Raw genomic sequence first — 14,606 nt, 5'->3', positions numbered from 1 at the left:
GTGCCGGTGATCTGCTCGAGGAGCTCGGCGGAGGTGTGGGCCTGCTTGGCGGGCGCGGCCGGGACCTCGCGCTGCTCGGTGCCGTGGGTGTCCTTGGTCTCGACGACCTCGGCGTCGACCACTTCGGAGGCTGCGTTGGCTGCTGGGGTCTCGACAGGCTCGACCGGCGGGGTCGGGTCGGCGATGACCTCGCTCGCAGCGCCGACCTCTTCGAGGGGCTCGTAGGAACCGGTCTCGAGGTAGCGCTGGCGCTCGTCGGCGGAGAAGACGCCGAGGGCCTGGCGGGACTCGAAGGGCAGGTAGTCCAGGGCGAGCCGGCGGAAGATGTAGTCCATGATCGACTTCGCCATCCGGATGTCGGCGTCGTCGGTCAGGCCGTTGGGCTCGAAGGAGAGGTTGGTGAACTTCGAGACATAGGTCTCCAGCGGGACGCCGTACTGGAGGCCGATCGAGACCGCGATCGAGAACGCGTCCATCACGCCGGCCAGGGTGGAGCCCTGCTTGCCGAGCTTGAGGAAGACCTCGCCGAGCTCGCCGTCGTCGTGGGCGCCGGAGGTCATGTAGCCCTCGGCACCGCCGACGGTGAACGACGTGGTCCGCGACTGGCGAGACTTGGGCAGCCGCTTGCGGGTCGGGGCGTAGACGATCTTCTCGACGACCTTGGTCTCGGCGTCGTCGGAGGCCAGGAGGCCCTGGTCCTTCTTGGAGGCGTCGGACTTGGCGTCGGCGAGCGGCTGGCCCACCTTGCAGTTGTCGCGGTAGATCGCGGTGGCCTTGAGGCCGAGCTTCCACGACTGGAGGAAGACGTCCTCGATCTCCTCGACCGTGGCGGTCTCGGGGAGGTTGACCGTCTTGGAGATCGCGCCGGAGAGGAACGGCTGGCAGGCCGCCATCATCCGGACATGGCCCATCGGCTTGAGGGCCCGGGCGCCCATCGCGGTGTCGAAGACCTCGTAGTGCTCCAAGCGCAGACCGGGCGCGTCGATGACGTGGCCGTGCTCGGAGATGTAGTCGACGATCGCCTCGATCTGCTCGGGCTGGTAGCCGAGCTTCTTCAGCGCCCGCGGGATGGTCTGGTTGACGATCTGCATCGAGCCGCCGCCGACGAGCTTCTTGAACTTCACCAGGCTGAAGTCCGGCTCGATGCCGGTGGTGTCGCAGTCCATCATGAAGCCGATGGTCCCGGTCGGGGCGAGCACCGAGGCCTGCGCGTTGCGGAAGCCGTTGGTCCTGCCGAGCTCGACCACCTGGGCCCACTCCTGGGTGGCCAGCTTGTGGACCTGGGCGTCCGCGATCGCGAGCGTGCGGACGGTGTCGTTGGCGGCCTGGTGCTTGCGCATCACCCGCTGGTGCGCCTCGGCATTGCGGGCGTAGCCGTTGTAGGGGCCGACGACGGCGGCGAGCTCGGCGGAGCGGCGGTAGGACGTGCCGGTCATCAGCGAGGTCACTGCAGCGGCCATCGCGCGACCGCCGTCGCTGTCGTAGCCGAGCCCCATCGCCATCAGCAGGGCGCCGAGGTTGGCGTAGCCGATGCCGAGCTGGCGGTAGTCGACGGTGGTCTTGCCGATCGCCTCGGTCGGGAAGTCGGCGAAGCAGATCGAGATGTCCATCGCGGTGATGATCAGCTCGACGGCTTGGGCGAACCGCTCGGCGTCGAAGGTGTCGTCATCCTTGAGGAACTTCAGCAGGTTGAGCGAGGCCAGGTTGCAGGAGGAGTTGTCGAGCGACATGTACTCCGAGCACGGGTTGGACGCGGTGATCCGGCCGGTCTCGGGGTTGGTGTGCCAGTCGTTGATCGTGTCGTCGTACTGCAGCCCCGGGTCGGCGCACTCCCACGCGGCCTGGCTGATCTTGCGGAACAGCTCGCGGGCGTCGACCTTCTCGATCACCTCGCCGGTCTTGCGGGCCCGCAGGCCGAACTCGGTGCCGTCCTCGACCGCACGCATGAACTCGTCGCTCACGCGGACCGAGTTGTTGGCGTTCTGGTATTGGACCGAGGTGATGTCGGCGCCGCCGAGGTCCATGTCGAAGCCGGCGTCACGCAGCGCGCGGATCTTGTCCTCCTCGCGCGCCTTGGTCATCACGAACTCCTCGATGTCGGGGTGGTCGACGTCGAGGACGACCATCTTGGCCGCGCGCCGGGTGGCGCCGCCGGACTTGATGGTGCCCGCGGAGGCGTCGGCGCCGCGCATGAAGGAGACCGGGCCGCTCGCCGTACCGCCGGAGGAGAGCAGCTCCTTGGAGGAGCGGATGCGGGAGAGGTTGAGGCCGGCGCCGGAGCCGCCCTTGAAGATGAACCCCTCCTCCTTGTACCAGTTGAGGATCGAGTCCATCGAGTCGTCGACGGAGAGGATGAAGCAGGCCGAGACCTGCTGCGGCGACGGGGTGCCGACGTTGAACCAGACCGGGGAGTTGAACGAGAAGTACTGGTGCACGAGCAGCCAGGTCAGCTCGTGCTCGAATACCTCGGCGTCGGCCGGCGTCGCGAAGTAGCCGTGGTCCTCGCCGGCCTTGCGGTAGGTCTTGACGACGCGGTCGACGAGCTCGCGCAGGCTGGACTCGCGGGCGTCGGTGCCGACCGCGCCGCGGAAGTACTTGGTCGTGACGATGGTCGAGGCGTTGACCGACCAGAAGTCGGGGAACTCCACACCGCGCTGCTCGAAGACGGTCTCGCCGGTCTTCCAGTTGGTCTGGACGACGTCGCGGCGCTCCCAGGTGATCTCGTCGTAGGGGTGCACGCCCTCGGTGCTGAAGTGCCGGGTGATGCTCAGCCCGGGGTGGGCCTTGCTGCCGGCCTTGCTCGCCCCGCTCACCGTCTCGGTCATGCCGTGTCTCCCTGGTCCCGCGTCGTCGAATCTAGTGGGTGTGGAACTTGGTGCGCCCGGTACGCCGCTTCCCCACGACGTACCGGGCGGTCTGGGGTCAGCCGCTGGCGGCTGAGGTGGGTTCGAGCGCCGGGTCGTCCATCAGGGCGGCCAGCTGCTCCGCGCGGTGCTTGCGCAGGCTCTCGATCTCGATCTCGAAGTCCTCCGCGGTCTCGAACTGCTTGTAGACCGCGGCGAAGCGGAGGTAGGCGACCTCGTCGAGCTCGCGCAGCGGCTCGAGGATCGCCATCCCGATCTCGTGGGAGGCGAACTCGGCTTGCCCGGAGGCGCGCAGCGCGTCCTCGACGGCGTGGCCGAGCCGGGCCAGGTCGTCCTCGGTCAGCGGACGGCCCTTGCAGGCCTTGCGAACGCCGGCGATCGCCTTCTCACGGTCGAAGGCCTCGGTGGCGCCGGAACGCTTCACCACCGTCAGCTGCATCAGCTCGAGAGTGGTGAACCGCTGCTCGCACGACTGGCAGCAGCGCCGGCGACGGATCGAGCAGCCGTCCTCGGCGACCCGGGAGTCGAGGACCTTGGTGTCGGAGTGCCGGCAGAACGGGCAGTGCATCGCGGTCCTCCTCTCTGAGCCTCGGACGGTCGGTTCGGGCGCGCTTCACAGACCCCTGGGCGAGTTGTGGAAATCGAGCGTCGTCCTGTGTAAAACACCTAGCGCGGTGTGGGTCTTCCGCATCCGGCCTGGGGAGTGGCCTGCCCCCTCTGGGGACTAGATGTGGATAACTACATTGTTGTAACTACTAGATGTAGTGGTGAGACTACGTCGCGGCCACGAGGCATGCAAGAGCCCGTCCGGGTCAATTTGGATCAGGGCCGCAACTGACGTGTTTGCGCAGGTCAGAGGTGGTACGACGGCCAGATCCGCCGGTCCGGACCGGCGTGTCGTCACAGCCAGCCGTTGCGCCGGGCGAGCAGCGCCGCCTCGGTCTTGTTGCGGGTGCCGGTCTTGCCGATGGCGTCGGAGAGGTAGTTGCGGACCGTGCTCTCCGAGAGGTGGAGAAGCCCGGCGATGTCGGCCACCGTGGCGCCGTCCTCGGCGGCCGCCAGCACGTCGCGCTCGCGCTCGGTGAGCGGACAGGGCGGGGTGCGCAGGGCCGCCCCCGCGAGCTCGGGATCGATGACGGTGGCCCCGGCGGCGACCTGCCGGATCGCGTCGGCCAGCCCTTCCACCGGCCCGTCCTTGACCAGGAACCCCACGGCTCCCGCCGCCATCGCCCGCTGCAGGTAGCCGGGCCGGCCGAAGGTCGTCACGATCACCACCCGGCACGCCGGCAGCGCCGCTGCCAGTGCCTGCGCCGCGTCGATCCCGGAGAGCCCGGGCAGCTCGATGTCGAGCAGCGCCACGTCGGGACTGGTGTCGAGAGCGGTCGGCACGATCGCCGCCCCGTCGGAGACCTGGGCCACCACCTCGATGTCGTCCTCGAGGTCGAGCAGGACGGCGAGCGCGCCGCGCATCATCGCCTGGTCCTCGGCGAGCAGCACCCGGATCACTGCGGCGGTCGCGCCGCCGGACACGGGGCCGGACACGGGGTCGGTCACGGGGCCCGCTCCGGCACCGTCGCCACCAGCCGGAAGCCCTCGCCGTGACCCTCGACCGCCAGCCCTCCCCCGACCGCGGCGAGCCGGTCGCGCAGCCCCTCGAGCCCGCCCAGCCGCAGCGTGGGCGCCGTCGGTGCCCCCACGCCGTCGTCGGCGATCGTCAGCCGGATCTCGCCTTCGCCATCGGCCACTGCGATCCGGCACGCCGACGCACCCGAGTGCCGCAGCACGTTGGTCGCGCCCTCGCGCACCACCCAGGCCAGCAGCTCGTCGGCCCGGCCGGCCGGCGCCGGGCCGGACCGCTCGACGGTGGTCGAGATCCCGGCGGCATCGAGGGCGCGCCTGGCCCCGTCGAGCTCCTCGCTCAGGTTCGGGGCGCGCATCGCGTCGACGGCCTGGCGCACGTCGGTCAGCGCGCGCCGGCCGATCTGCTCGATGTCGACCGCGTGCGCGATCGCCGCGTCCGGGTCCTGGCTGACCAGGCGGCGTACGGCCTGTGCCTTCACGACCATCACCGACAGGGTGTGGCCGAGCAGGTCGTGGAGGTCGCGCGAGAACCGTTCACGCTCCTCCGCCACGGCGGCGCGGGCCAGCTCCTGCCGGGTGCGCCGGAGCTCGTCGACGGTGTCGATGAGCGCGAAGAACGCCGCGCTCGCCGCGCCGGCCAGCAGCACGACGAACGTCTCGGTGTAGACCCGGCTGCCCTGGTGCGGGCTGACCGTCCACGCCGCCCAGGCGGAGGCTGCGCCGGTGGCCGGTACGGCGAGGAGCAGCCAGCGACCGCGCAGCACCGCGGGCAGCGCGTTGGCCAGCAGCACCCACGTGGGCAGCCACAGGCTCCGGCCGTAGGTCGCGCCGGCGAACGTGGCCGCGACCATGGTCGACAGCGCGACCGGTGCCACGACCGACCGCCAGGGCGGCCCGCCGGTCAGCCCCACGGCGACGGCCGAGGCCGCGATCACGAGGATCAAGGCGACCTGGAACGCCACCGCTCCGGCGGAGCCGTGCAGGTCGACCACCGGACCGATCAGCAGGATCGGGGTCCACACGAGCACCGAGGCGTTCCGCCGCCACGAGCAGCCGAGCCCGCTCCACACGACGTTCACGCTACGCGGGCGTCGTACGCCGGCGCAGGCCGACCACGACGACCGCACCCACGACCACGTGCAGGGCCGCCAGCCAGAGCCCGGCCGCCGCGCTGCGCGCGCCGAGCGGTCCGACCAGGGACAGGGCCCACACGATCGACGCGATCGCGGTCCAGGTCGTCAGGGGGCGCGCGGTCCGGCGCTCGAGGAAGCGCAACAGCCCTGCGCCGGCCATCGCCACGACGACCGCGGTGACGATCACCGAGACCACGTTGACGTGCTGCGTGCCCGACCCCGACCGCACGGCCAGGTCCACCGAGGCCACCTGGGTGGCCAGCACCCACACCACGGCGGCCGCTGCGGCGGCCACCACTGCGACCGGCCAGTCGTCGCGCCAGCGGCGCATGCGCTGCTCGGTCCGCTCTTCGATCAGCTGACTCATCTGCTCTCCTCGCCTGCGTCCGACGCCCTGTCTGGGCGACACCTCGACGCTATGGACGCGTGCGGCGCGGGAGCAGGGCCGAACGTGGTCGATCCAGCACCACAAATGTCAGATGGCCGGCAGCCCCAGAATGTCGTCGATTCGGCCTCACGCACCTCTCATCCCGCCTAGCCTGTGCCGACGGTTTTCACGGTGGGAGCGTGCACATGGAGGCCTTCGTCCACCCCCCGCGCCAGACGGCGGATGACGGGGAGTCCGGGCTGCGCCGCGCAGCGGGCCTGGCCACGATGGTGCAGCGGGTCGCGGTCGCCGCCAACGAGGCAGCCTCGCTCGAGGAGGCCGCGGCGGCGGCCCTGGCCGCCGTCAGCGACTTCACCGGCTGGCCCGTCGGCCGCCTCCACCTCGTCGACGGAGCCGGGGCCCTGCGCCCGACGTCGGTCTGGCACCCGGCCGTCTCCGTGGAGTCGGCTGTGGACTCGACTGTCGACTCGGCTGTGGACGCCGCGCACCCCGGTGCCGACATCGACCTGGCGCCGGTCCTGACCTTCCCGGTGCTGGTCGGCACCGAGGAGGTCGGTGCCCTGGAGTTCTTCGGGGCCGGGCAGCTCGACGACGCCGCGGAGCTGGACGCCGTCCTGGGCATCCTCGGGGCGCAGCTGGGCCGGGTCGTGGAGCGCGAGCGCGCGGCCGTGGCCTCGCGCCGCAACGAGGAGCTCAACCGCGAGATCATCGCCACCGCGCACGACTCGTTCATCTCCCTCGACGCCTCGGGGCGGGTCACCGAGTGGAACCGGCAGGCCGAGACGCAGTTCGGCTGGACCCGCGAGGACGTCCTCGGCGAGGTGCTGGCCGACCTCATCATCCCTCCCGAGGATCGCGAGGCGCACACGCGCGGCATCCAGCGCTACCTCGAGGCCGGCCACGCGACGAACGACGGGCACGCACCCAACTGCATCGGCTCCGTGCTCGGCCAGCGGGTCGAGCTCGAGGCCGTCGACCGCTCCGGGCGCCGGTTCCCGATCGAGATGACGGCCTGGGCCGTGCACGACGGGGACCACGTCGTCTTCCACGCCTTCATCCAGGACATCACGCTGCGCAAGGCCGTGGAGCGCGACCTCGAGCACCGGTCGATGCACGACCCTCTGACCGGGCTGGCCAACCGGGGGCTGCTGATCGACCGGCTCTCGGCCGCGCTGGAGCAGACCGGGGCCACGGGTACACCGCTCGCGCTGCTCTTCGTCGACCTCGACCGGTTCAAGAACGTCAACGACAGCCTCGGCCACGACGCCGGCGACCGGGTGCTCGTCGCCGTGGCCGACCGCGTCGCCGGAGCACTGCGCGAGGACGACACGCTCGCGCGGCTCAGCGGGGACGAGTTCGTCGTGCTGCGTCCGGCGACCGCCACGCCCGAGGAGGCCGTCGAGCTCGCGAACCGGATCCTTGCCCAGCTCGAGGAGCCGTTCCTGGTCCGCGACACCGAGGCCTACGTCTCGGCCAGCATCGGGATCGCCCTGGCCAGTGACGCAACCGTCTCCGCGGAGAAGCTCCTGGCCGACGCCGACCTCGCGATGTACCGGGCCAAGGAGCGCGGCAAGGGTGTGCTGGAGCTCTTCGACGTGGCGCTCCGGATCCGGCTCACCGACCGCATCGAGACCGAGCGCGAGCTGCGTCGTGGGATCGAGGACGGCGAGCTGGTGGCGTACTACCAGCCCCTGATCGACCTCGGGTCCCGGCGGGTCGTCGGAGTCGAGGCGCTGGTGCGCTGGCAGCACCCGCGGCGTGGCCTGCTGCTCCCGGACTCGTTCATCCCGATGGCCGAGGAGACCGGCCTGGTCAACCGGGTCGGCGACTGGATGTTGCGCGAGGCCTGCCGCCAGATGAAGCAGTGGCAGGCCGAGCTGGCGGACCCGCCCTCGTGGGTCGCGGTCAACCTCTCGGTGCGCCAGGTCGAGCGGCCGGGACTGGTGGACACCGTCACCGGGCTCCTCGCCGAGTACGGTCTCGAGCCCGGCCAGCTGCTGCTGGAGATCACCGAGAGCGCGATCATGCGCGACGCGCAGGCCGGGATCGAGCGGCTCTGGAGGCTGCGGGAGCTCGGGGTCCGCATCTCGATCGACGACTTCGGCACCGGCTACTCCTCGCTGAACCGGCTGCGCAGGTTGCCGGTGGACTCGCTGAAGGTCGACCGGTCGTTCGTGGCCGACATGTTCGTGTCGACCGGGGGCACCGCCCTGGTGGAGGCGGTCATCACGATGTCGCACAGCTTCGGTCTGCGTGTCGTCGCCGAGGGCGTCGAGACCGTGGAGCAGCTGCGCGAGCTGTTCCGGCTCGGCTGCGACGAGGTCCAGGGCTACCTGCTGAGCCGCCCCATCCCACCCGAGCGGCTGGGCGCCCTGTGCGGTCCGGTGCTCGCGGCCGAGGTGGACCAACAGCTGAACGGCGAGCGTCCGCGTCAGCCGGCGCCCTCCTGACGGCGCCGGAACGGGCCTGTTCGGCGGCCCGCAGCGGTGGAAAAATCGGGCCATGGACACAGTCAACGATGGCCGGTGGGTCACCGACGGTGGCCTCGAGACCGACCTGATCTTCAACCATGGTGCTGACCTTCCCGAGTTCGCTGCCTTCCCGCTCGTCGAGGACGACGCGGGCGCCGCGCTGCTCGAGAGCTACTACTCGGCGTACGCCGAGATCGCCGCTGCCGCCGGCGCCGGTCTGCTGGTGGAGACACCGACCTGGCGCGCGAACCCCGACTGGGCAGCCAGGATCGGCTACGACGCGGCCGCCCTCGACCGCGCCAACCGCGTCGCCGTCGACCTGGTGCGCCGCGTCACCGAGCGCGCGGACACCGACAAGGTGCTGGTGAGCGGGATCGTAGGCCCACGCGGCGACGGCTACGTCGCGGGCGGAGCGGACCCGGACGAGGCTGCCGACTACCACTCCGCGCAGATCGCGTCGTTCCGGGCGGCCGGGGTGGACCTCGTCCACGTCATGACGATGACCGAGCCGGCCGAGGCCATCGGCGTGGCCCGCGCAGCGCACGCCGAGAGGCTGCCGGTGGCGGTGTCGTTCACGGTCGAGACCGACGGTCGGCTGCCGGACGGGACCAGCCTGCGCGACGCGGTGGCGCAGGTGGACGCTGCGGCCTCCCCGGAGTGGTACGGCGTCAACTGCGCGCACCCCACGCACGTGGCGCTCGCGCTCGACGGCGGCGACTGGCAGGAGCGGCTGGTGTTCCTGCGTCCCAACACCTCCACGATGAGCCACGAGGAGCTAGACGCGATGGAGGAGCTCGACGCGGGCGACCTGCCGCAGCTGGTGTCGTCGGCGGGCGACGTGCGCGACCAGCTGCCGTCGCTGCGGGTGCTCGGCGGCTGCTGCGGCACCGACAGCCGGCATGTTGCGGCGATGTGGGGGGTCGGCCCCCAGACGCTGACCTAGGAGACTGCGAGGGCGAACCAGACGGTGGACCCGGCAGCGTCGTTGTCGGATCCCCACCGGTCGACCAGCGCGTCGACCAGCTGCAGGCCACGCCCGTGCACGCGGAGCAGGTCGGTGTCGTCGACCGGGGCGGGGTCGGCGAGCGCACGGCCGCGGTCCCTGACCGCCACCGTGAGGTGGTCGTCGAGGATGGCCCGGACCTCGATGCGGCCCGCGGTGTGGACGATCGCGTTGGTGACGAGCTCGGAGACACACAGCTCGGCGGTGGCCACCAGCTCCTCGGGCACATCGGCGTGGGCGAGGAAGCTCCGCAGGAACCGGCGCGCCTCGCCGGCCGCCCGCGGGTCGCTGTTGAGGACGATCCGGTCGGCGCGGGTGTCCGGCTCGTCGGTGTCCGGCTCGTCGGTGGTCTCGTCGCCGGCGCGGATCCGGTGCACGGCGTCCGCAGCCCGGCGGGCGGTGGCCTCGAGGAGCCCGCGCTGGGCGTCGTCGAAGGGCCACTCCTCGTCGAGGTAGACGACCAGGCCACCGATCGGCGACCCGTTGCCGGGCAGCGGCACGGCGGCCAGGGCGCGCACCTCGTCCGGCTGGCCGGCCACGAACTCGGGGTAGCGCTCGTCCAGCGACCCGAGGTCGCCCATCACCGGCTCGCCGGTGCGCACGACCCGGGTGAGGGGGACGTCGTCGTAGGCGTCGATGTGGCACCAGTCCACGACGCCGTCCGCGAGCCGGTCGCTCGAGGTGAACCGCAGTCGGCGGCCGCCGCCCTCGGCCAGCGCGAAGCCGACCCGGCGTACCGCGGGCAGGGCGGCCAGGCCGGACAGCAGGCTGGCGGCGATCTGGTCGATCCCGGATGCGACCACCAGGACGGACCCCAGCCGGGAGAGGTGCCCCAGTGGTTGCTGCGGGTCGGCCGACTGCTTGACCGGCGGCGCATCTGCCACGCTCCTCAGAGTAGTGGTCCGGAGCGGGCCGCGTGGCCTCCTCCGCAGCCATCGGGCAGGCGGTCACAATGGCGCGGTGGCACGGACCGAGGACACGCCGACGGGTTCGCCGCGCGGAGGAGCGCGGCGGGCGGCCAAGCCGAAGCGGTCGCTCCGGCCACAGGTCGTCGCCCTCGGCGTCGCGGCGTTCGTGGCGCTGATCGGCTGGGGTGTCCTGGTCTGGGTCGCGATCCACTTCGGGCGCTCGGCGCGCGGCGGGGACTCCGAGAAGTGGGCCTACCTGGCCGCCGCGTCGATCGGTGCGGTGCTCTGCCTCTTCCTGAGCCTGTGGCTGTTCACCGTGGTGCTGCGCCGGGTCGGGATCCTCGAAGACAACCGCCGGCCGGCACACCCGCACCGCGACGAAGGTCCCGCCGCGCACCCGCACCGCCACGAAGGTCCCGCCGCGCACCCGCACCGCGACGACCGGCCACCCTCATCGCATCGGCACTAGCGGTCGGCCAGCCGGCGGACGAACTTCAGCCCGGACCACGTGTCGTCGACCGCCGCCACCTTCACGTCGACGAAGCCGAGCTCGAGGCCGAGGTCGCGCACGCGGTTCTCGTCGAGGTCGCTGACCAGCCCCTGCGGGTTGCGCGGCGACCGCTGCGCGGCCTTCTTGGGCCAGCAGACCCACACCATCCCGGCCGTGGACGTGCGGTCGAAGAGCTGCGGCAGCCGCTTGGCCAGGGCGGCGTACGACGTGTGGAAGGTCAGCGTGACGTCGAGGCTCGGCCCTCGGGAAGAGGGAGGGAGCCGGCGCACGATCTCGGCGGCACCGGTGTCCCCGAGGGCGAGGTCCGCGGGTGCGCCGTCGAGCAGCACGACGTGGTCGTCCTTGATGCCGATCTTGCGCACCAGCGGGGTGCCGGAGTAGCCAGCCACGCGGCCATGGTGACAGGCGGTTGCAGGGGGCATGAGGGGCCCGGACGGACCGCAGGGGCGGAGCCGACGGCTCCGCCCCTGTCTTCCCCGGCCCGCCAGCCGGGGTCGAAGCGGCTGACGAAGTCTGGTGTGGTGTGGCTGCTCAGTCGGCGGGGACGACCAACCGCTGGCCGGCCTGCAGGTCGTTGGAGTCGAGCGCGTTGAGCTGCTTGATCTCCTCGATCATCGACCGGACGTCGCCGCCGTCGGCGAGCTCGGAGGCGATGCCCCACAGCGTGTCACCGCTGCCGACCTGGACGATCCGGGTCGGCTCCGGGGTGCCCGGGCGCTGGGTCGCGACGGAGCCGGCCGCGGTCACGAAGACGCCGACCGCGAAGGCCGCGAGCAGGAGGGTCACGACAACCACCACACGGCCCCGGCGGGTCAGCCGCACCGTCGAGCGCGGCCGGGCCGCACGCGGGCTGAACATCGTGTCGAGGGTCATGGTGGTCATGTGGGACTCCTGGGGAAGTGGCCTCGGGCGAGGCCTGGGGTCTGGGGTCTGGGTCTGGTGCTGGCTGGATCAAGTTGTAGAGGTGACCACCGACAGTGGGGCCGAGGTTCGATCAGGCGTTCGATCGAACATGTGTACGAAGGTAGGGCCCACCGCCGACGATTTCAAACACCTGTTCGAACGGGCGTGTCGCGCCTCGGCGATCCGCGCGGCGACACGCCCGTTCGAACAGATGTTTGAATCCGGCCTCGTCACAGGACTACGGTTCGCACCATGGCTACCCCTCGTGACGGCGATCGCGGCACGGTCTCCGAGCTCCCCGACGGTCCCGCGGACGCGACCGGGCTCACCGCCCGTCAGCAGCGCATCCTCGAGCACCTGCGCGACTTCATGGAGCGGCGCGGCTACCCGCCGAGCATGCGCGAGATCGGGGAGGCGGTCGGGCTGACCAGCTCCTCGAGCGTCGCCCACCAGCTCAAGGTCCTCGAGGAGAAGGGGTTCGTCCGCCGTGACCCCAACCGGCCGCGTGCGCTCGAGGTGTTCCTGCCCGAGGTGATGGCCGGGCGTCGTGCAGTGGGCTCGGCGGAGGAGTCGTCCTACGACGAGACCGGGGTCGGCGACGCCGTTCCGCCTGCGACCTACGTGCCGATGCTCGGCCGGATCGCCGCCGGTGGCCCGATCCTGGCCGAGCAGAACCTCGAGACCGTCTTCCCGCTCCCCCAGGAGCTGGTCGGCGACGGCGAGCTGTTCATGCTCGAGGTCTCCGGCGAGTCGATGATCGACGCCGCGATCTGCGACGGCGACTTCGTCGTGGTGCGCAGGGAGCAGACCGCCGAGAACGGTGAGATCGTCGCGGCGCTGATCGACGGCGAGGCCACCGTCAAGACCTTCCAGCGCAAGGACGGCCGGGTCTGGCTGCTGCCGCACAACCCGGCCTTCGAGCCGATCGACGGCACCCACGCCACGATCCTGGGCAAGGTCACCGCGGTCCTGCGCCGGCTCTGATCGGCCCACAAGGCACTCTGCAGCACCCAACCGAGGCGTTTGGCGCTTCGTCTCTCACGGTAGGGTCCAGTGGACCTCGTCATTCCCTCCAGAGACACGGAGATCTCATGCCCCACCGTCGCATGCTGCGCCGCGCTCCGGTGCTCCTGCTCGCCGTCGTGACCAGCGTCGTCGCGCTGGTCGCCACGACGCTCGGCACGCCGGCCACCGCAGCCACCAACTCCTCGCAGGCGGGGGTGACCCACGCCAAGAAGGCCGACCAGCACTGGAGCCGCGCCCAGCGGGCCAAGCACGCGCTGGCGCGGGCGACGAAGGCACTGGCGCCCGACACGCCTGCCAGCGAGCGTCCGGACGCGACCCTCGCGCTGCGCAACCTCTTCCTGCTCAAGGACGCGCTCTCGCCGGCCGACCGGGCAGCGGCCGACCGGCTGGCGCAGCGCCCGAACAAGCCCGCGGTCGTCGGTGACGCCAACATCCTGGTCCACTACGACCCGGCCGAGCTCAACCCGGCGGCGTACTCGGTCAACCAGGCGCTCTCCAGCCTCGAGTACGTCGCCGACAGCTACGCCAACGCCGGCTACCGGCGGCCCAAGCCCGACGGCACCAAGGGCGGCGACGGCCGCATCGACATCTACCTCGACTCGCTCGAGCCGGGCCTCTACGGCTACTGCACCACCGACCAGAGGAAGCTGAGCAAGCCCGGCCACTTCGACGTGTGGGCCTACTGCGTGCTCGACAACGACTACGCCGGCTTCCCGGCGCACACGCCGCTGCAGAACCTCCAGGTCACCGCGGCGCACGAGTACTACCACGCCACCCAGTTCGCCTATGACATCGCCGACGACGGCTGGTTCCTCGAGTCGACAGCGACCTGGGCAGAGGACGAGCTGTTCCCCGACGTCAACGACAACGTCCAGTACCTCCGGGACAGCCCGATCACCCGTCCGAACCGACCGATGGACAAGTTCGGCGGCGTCTTCCACTACGGCGTCTGGAACTTCTTCCGCTACCTCACCGAGCACTACCCGGCCAAGACCGGGCCGCTGCCCGGCCTGCTGCTGAAGATGTGGCAGTACGCCGACAGCTCCAAGGGGCCGAAGAAGGACCTCTACTCCACCCAGGCCATCAACAAGGCGCTCAAGAAGGCCGACCACACCTCGCTGGCCGAGCAGTTCGCCAACTACTCCGCGGCGACCCGCGCCACCCATGCGACCTTCGCCGAGGGCGCCGCGCTCAACTACCCGTCCAAGCCGCTGGCCGGGGCGGTCTCGCTGCCCAGCCACAAGCACAAGAGCTTCAAGGCCAAGCTCGACCACCTGACCAGCTCGACCTTCCAGTTCGTGCCTGGCGGTGGGACCTCGAAGCTGAAGGTCAAGGTCAAGATGGCCTCGAAGCAGAGGGGCTCGCGTGCGGTCTACGTGATCTACGGCCCCGGCGGGATGGTGCAGACCAAGGCCATCAAGGTCAACGGCCACGGCGTCGGCCACAAGAAGATCGTCTTCGACGGCAGCGTCACCGCCGTCGAGGTGACCCTGGTCAACGCCAGCACCCGCTACAAGGACTGCTACCGCCGTCCGAACTCGCCCTACTCCTGCCAGGGCGCCCCGGTCGACGACAACCTCAAGGCCATCGTCCAGGCGAAGGCCGTTTGATTCGACGCTGACACACCGGCCCCGGAGACCCCTCCGGGGCCGGTGTGTTTGTTGGTGTGGGTCTGGGTCTTCGTTCGTGGCACCCCGGGCAGCCGCGGCGCCGGCGGGCCGGGGCTGCGCGCCGACAGGCGACGCCGTGTCGCGGGCGGCTGCTCCCAGCGTGGTCACCTCGCGCTGCCCGCGCCACGCCGCGCTTTTAGCGACGCGC

General features: G+C 71.1%; 13 protein-coding genes. 5 read left to right on the top strand and 8 right to left on the bottom strand.

Annotated elements, in window-relative coordinates; all coding sequences use genetic code 11:
* From VFV89_RS13540 to VFV89_RS13520, 5 genes are all read right to left on the bottom strand, one after another.
* Positions 1-2,825 (bottom strand): vitamin B12-dependent ribonucleotide reductase (locus VFV89_RS13540; RefSeq protein ID WP_329706476.1); only part of this gene is annotated, 2,825 nt, incomplete at its 3' end.
* A gap of 97 nt (positions 2,826-2,922) precedes the next feature.
* Positions 2,923-3,432 carry a transcriptional regulator NrdR gene (gene nrdR, locus VFV89_RS13535; protein ID WP_329706475.1) on the bottom strand — a complete coding sequence of 170 codons (510 nt, stop codon included), beginning with the start codon at positions 3,430-3,432 and terminating at the stop codon, positions 2,923-2,925.
* A 332-nt stretch (positions 3,433-3,764) separates the two neighbouring features.
* The gene (locus VFV89_RS13530; RefSeq protein ID WP_329706478.1) at positions 3,765-4,370 is read right to left on the bottom strand and encodes a response regulator transcription factor; all 606 of its coding nucleotides are present in this window, start codon (positions 4,368-4,370) and stop codon (positions 3,765-3,767) included.
* Between the two features lie 44 nt (positions 4,371-4,414).
* Positions 4,415-5,515, bottom strand: a complete 1,101-nt coding sequence (locus tag VFV89_RS13525; protein WP_329706474.1) for a sensor histidine kinase — start codon at positions 5,513-5,515, stop codon at positions 4,415-4,417.
* A 10-nt stretch (positions 5,516-5,525) separates the two neighbouring features.
* A complete protein-coding gene (locus tag VFV89_RS13520; RefSeq protein WP_329706473.1) occupies positions 5,526-5,945 on the bottom strand; it encodes a DUF6069 family protein in 420 nt (139 codons plus the stop codon).
* A gap of 206 nt (positions 5,946-6,151) precedes the next feature.
* On the opposite strand from VFV89_RS13520, the gene VFV89_RS13515 reads away from it, so the two are divergent.
* Both VFV89_RS13515 and VFV89_RS13510 read left to right on the top strand, forming a co-directional pair.
* Positions 6,152-8,416: a putative bifunctional diguanylate cyclase/phosphodiesterase gene (locus VFV89_RS13515; protein WP_329706477.1), complete on the top strand. Its 2,265-nt coding sequence runs from the start codon at positions 6,152-6,154 to the stop codon at positions 8,414-8,416.
* A gap of 52 nt (positions 8,417-8,468) precedes the next feature.
* Positions 8,469-9,380 carry a homocysteine S-methyltransferase family protein gene (locus tag VFV89_RS13510; protein ID WP_329706472.1) on the top strand — a complete coding sequence of 304 codons (912 nt, stop codon included), beginning with the start codon at positions 8,469-8,471 and terminating at the stop codon, positions 9,378-9,380.
* Here the strand turns inward: VFV89_RS13510 and VFV89_RS13505 are convergent.
* Positions 9,377-10,324 carry an ATP-binding protein gene (locus VFV89_RS13505; protein ID WP_329706471.1) on the bottom strand — a complete coding sequence of 316 codons (948 nt, stop codon included), beginning with the start codon at positions 10,322-10,324 and terminating at the stop codon, positions 9,377-9,379. The genes VFV89_RS13510 and VFV89_RS13505 overlap by 4 nt on opposite strands.
* 76 nt (positions 10,325-10,400) lie before the next feature.
* Here VFV89_RS13505 and VFV89_RS13500 point away from each other — a divergent pair, with 76 nt between their 5' ends.
* Positions 10,401-10,817 (top strand): hypothetical protein, encoded by a 417-nt coding sequence (locus VFV89_RS13500; protein WP_329706470.1) that lies wholly within the window; start codon positions 10,401-10,403, stop codon positions 10,815-10,817.
* Here VFV89_RS13500 and VFV89_RS13495 read toward each other — a convergent pair.
* The gene (locus tag VFV89_RS13495) at positions 10,814-11,248 is read right to left on the bottom strand and encodes a DUF3052 domain-containing protein (RefSeq protein WP_329706469.1); all 435 of its coding nucleotides are present in this window, start codon (positions 11,246-11,248) and stop codon (positions 10,814-10,816) included. The two genes, VFV89_RS13500 and VFV89_RS13495, sit on opposite strands and share 4 nt — an antisense overlap.
* A 142-nt stretch (positions 11,249-11,390) precedes the next feature.
* Positions 11,391-11,741 carry a LysM peptidoglycan-binding domain-containing protein gene (locus VFV89_RS13490; RefSeq protein ID WP_329706468.1) on the bottom strand — a complete coding sequence of 117 codons (351 nt, stop codon included), beginning with the start codon at positions 11,739-11,741 and terminating at the stop codon, positions 11,391-11,393.
* A 273-nt stretch (positions 11,742-12,014) separates the two neighbouring features.
* On the opposite strand from VFV89_RS13490, the gene lexA reads away from it, so the two are divergent.
* Positions 12,015-12,746 carry a transcriptional repressor LexA gene (gene lexA, locus VFV89_RS13485; RefSeq protein ID WP_329706467.1) on the top strand — a complete coding sequence of 244 codons (732 nt, stop codon included), beginning with the start codon at positions 12,015-12,017 and terminating at the stop codon, positions 12,744-12,746.
* A 107-nt stretch (positions 12,747-12,853) separates the two neighbouring features.
* Positions 12,854-14,398, top strand: coding sequence for an MXAN_6640 family putative metalloprotease (locus tag VFV89_RS13480; RefSeq protein ID WP_329706466.1), 1,545 nt, complete (start codon positions 12,854-12,856; stop codon positions 14,396-14,398).
* Positions 14,399-14,606 lie beyond the last annotated feature (208 nt).

It is taken from the genome of Nocardioides sp., assembly GCF_036274455.1.
Taxonomy (GTDB): Bacteria; Actinomycetota; Actinomycetes; order Propionibacteriales; family Nocardioidaceae; genus Nocardioides.
Note: the sequence above shows the minus strand (reverse complement) of the source record. Positions and strands in the feature narration are given on the sequence as shown.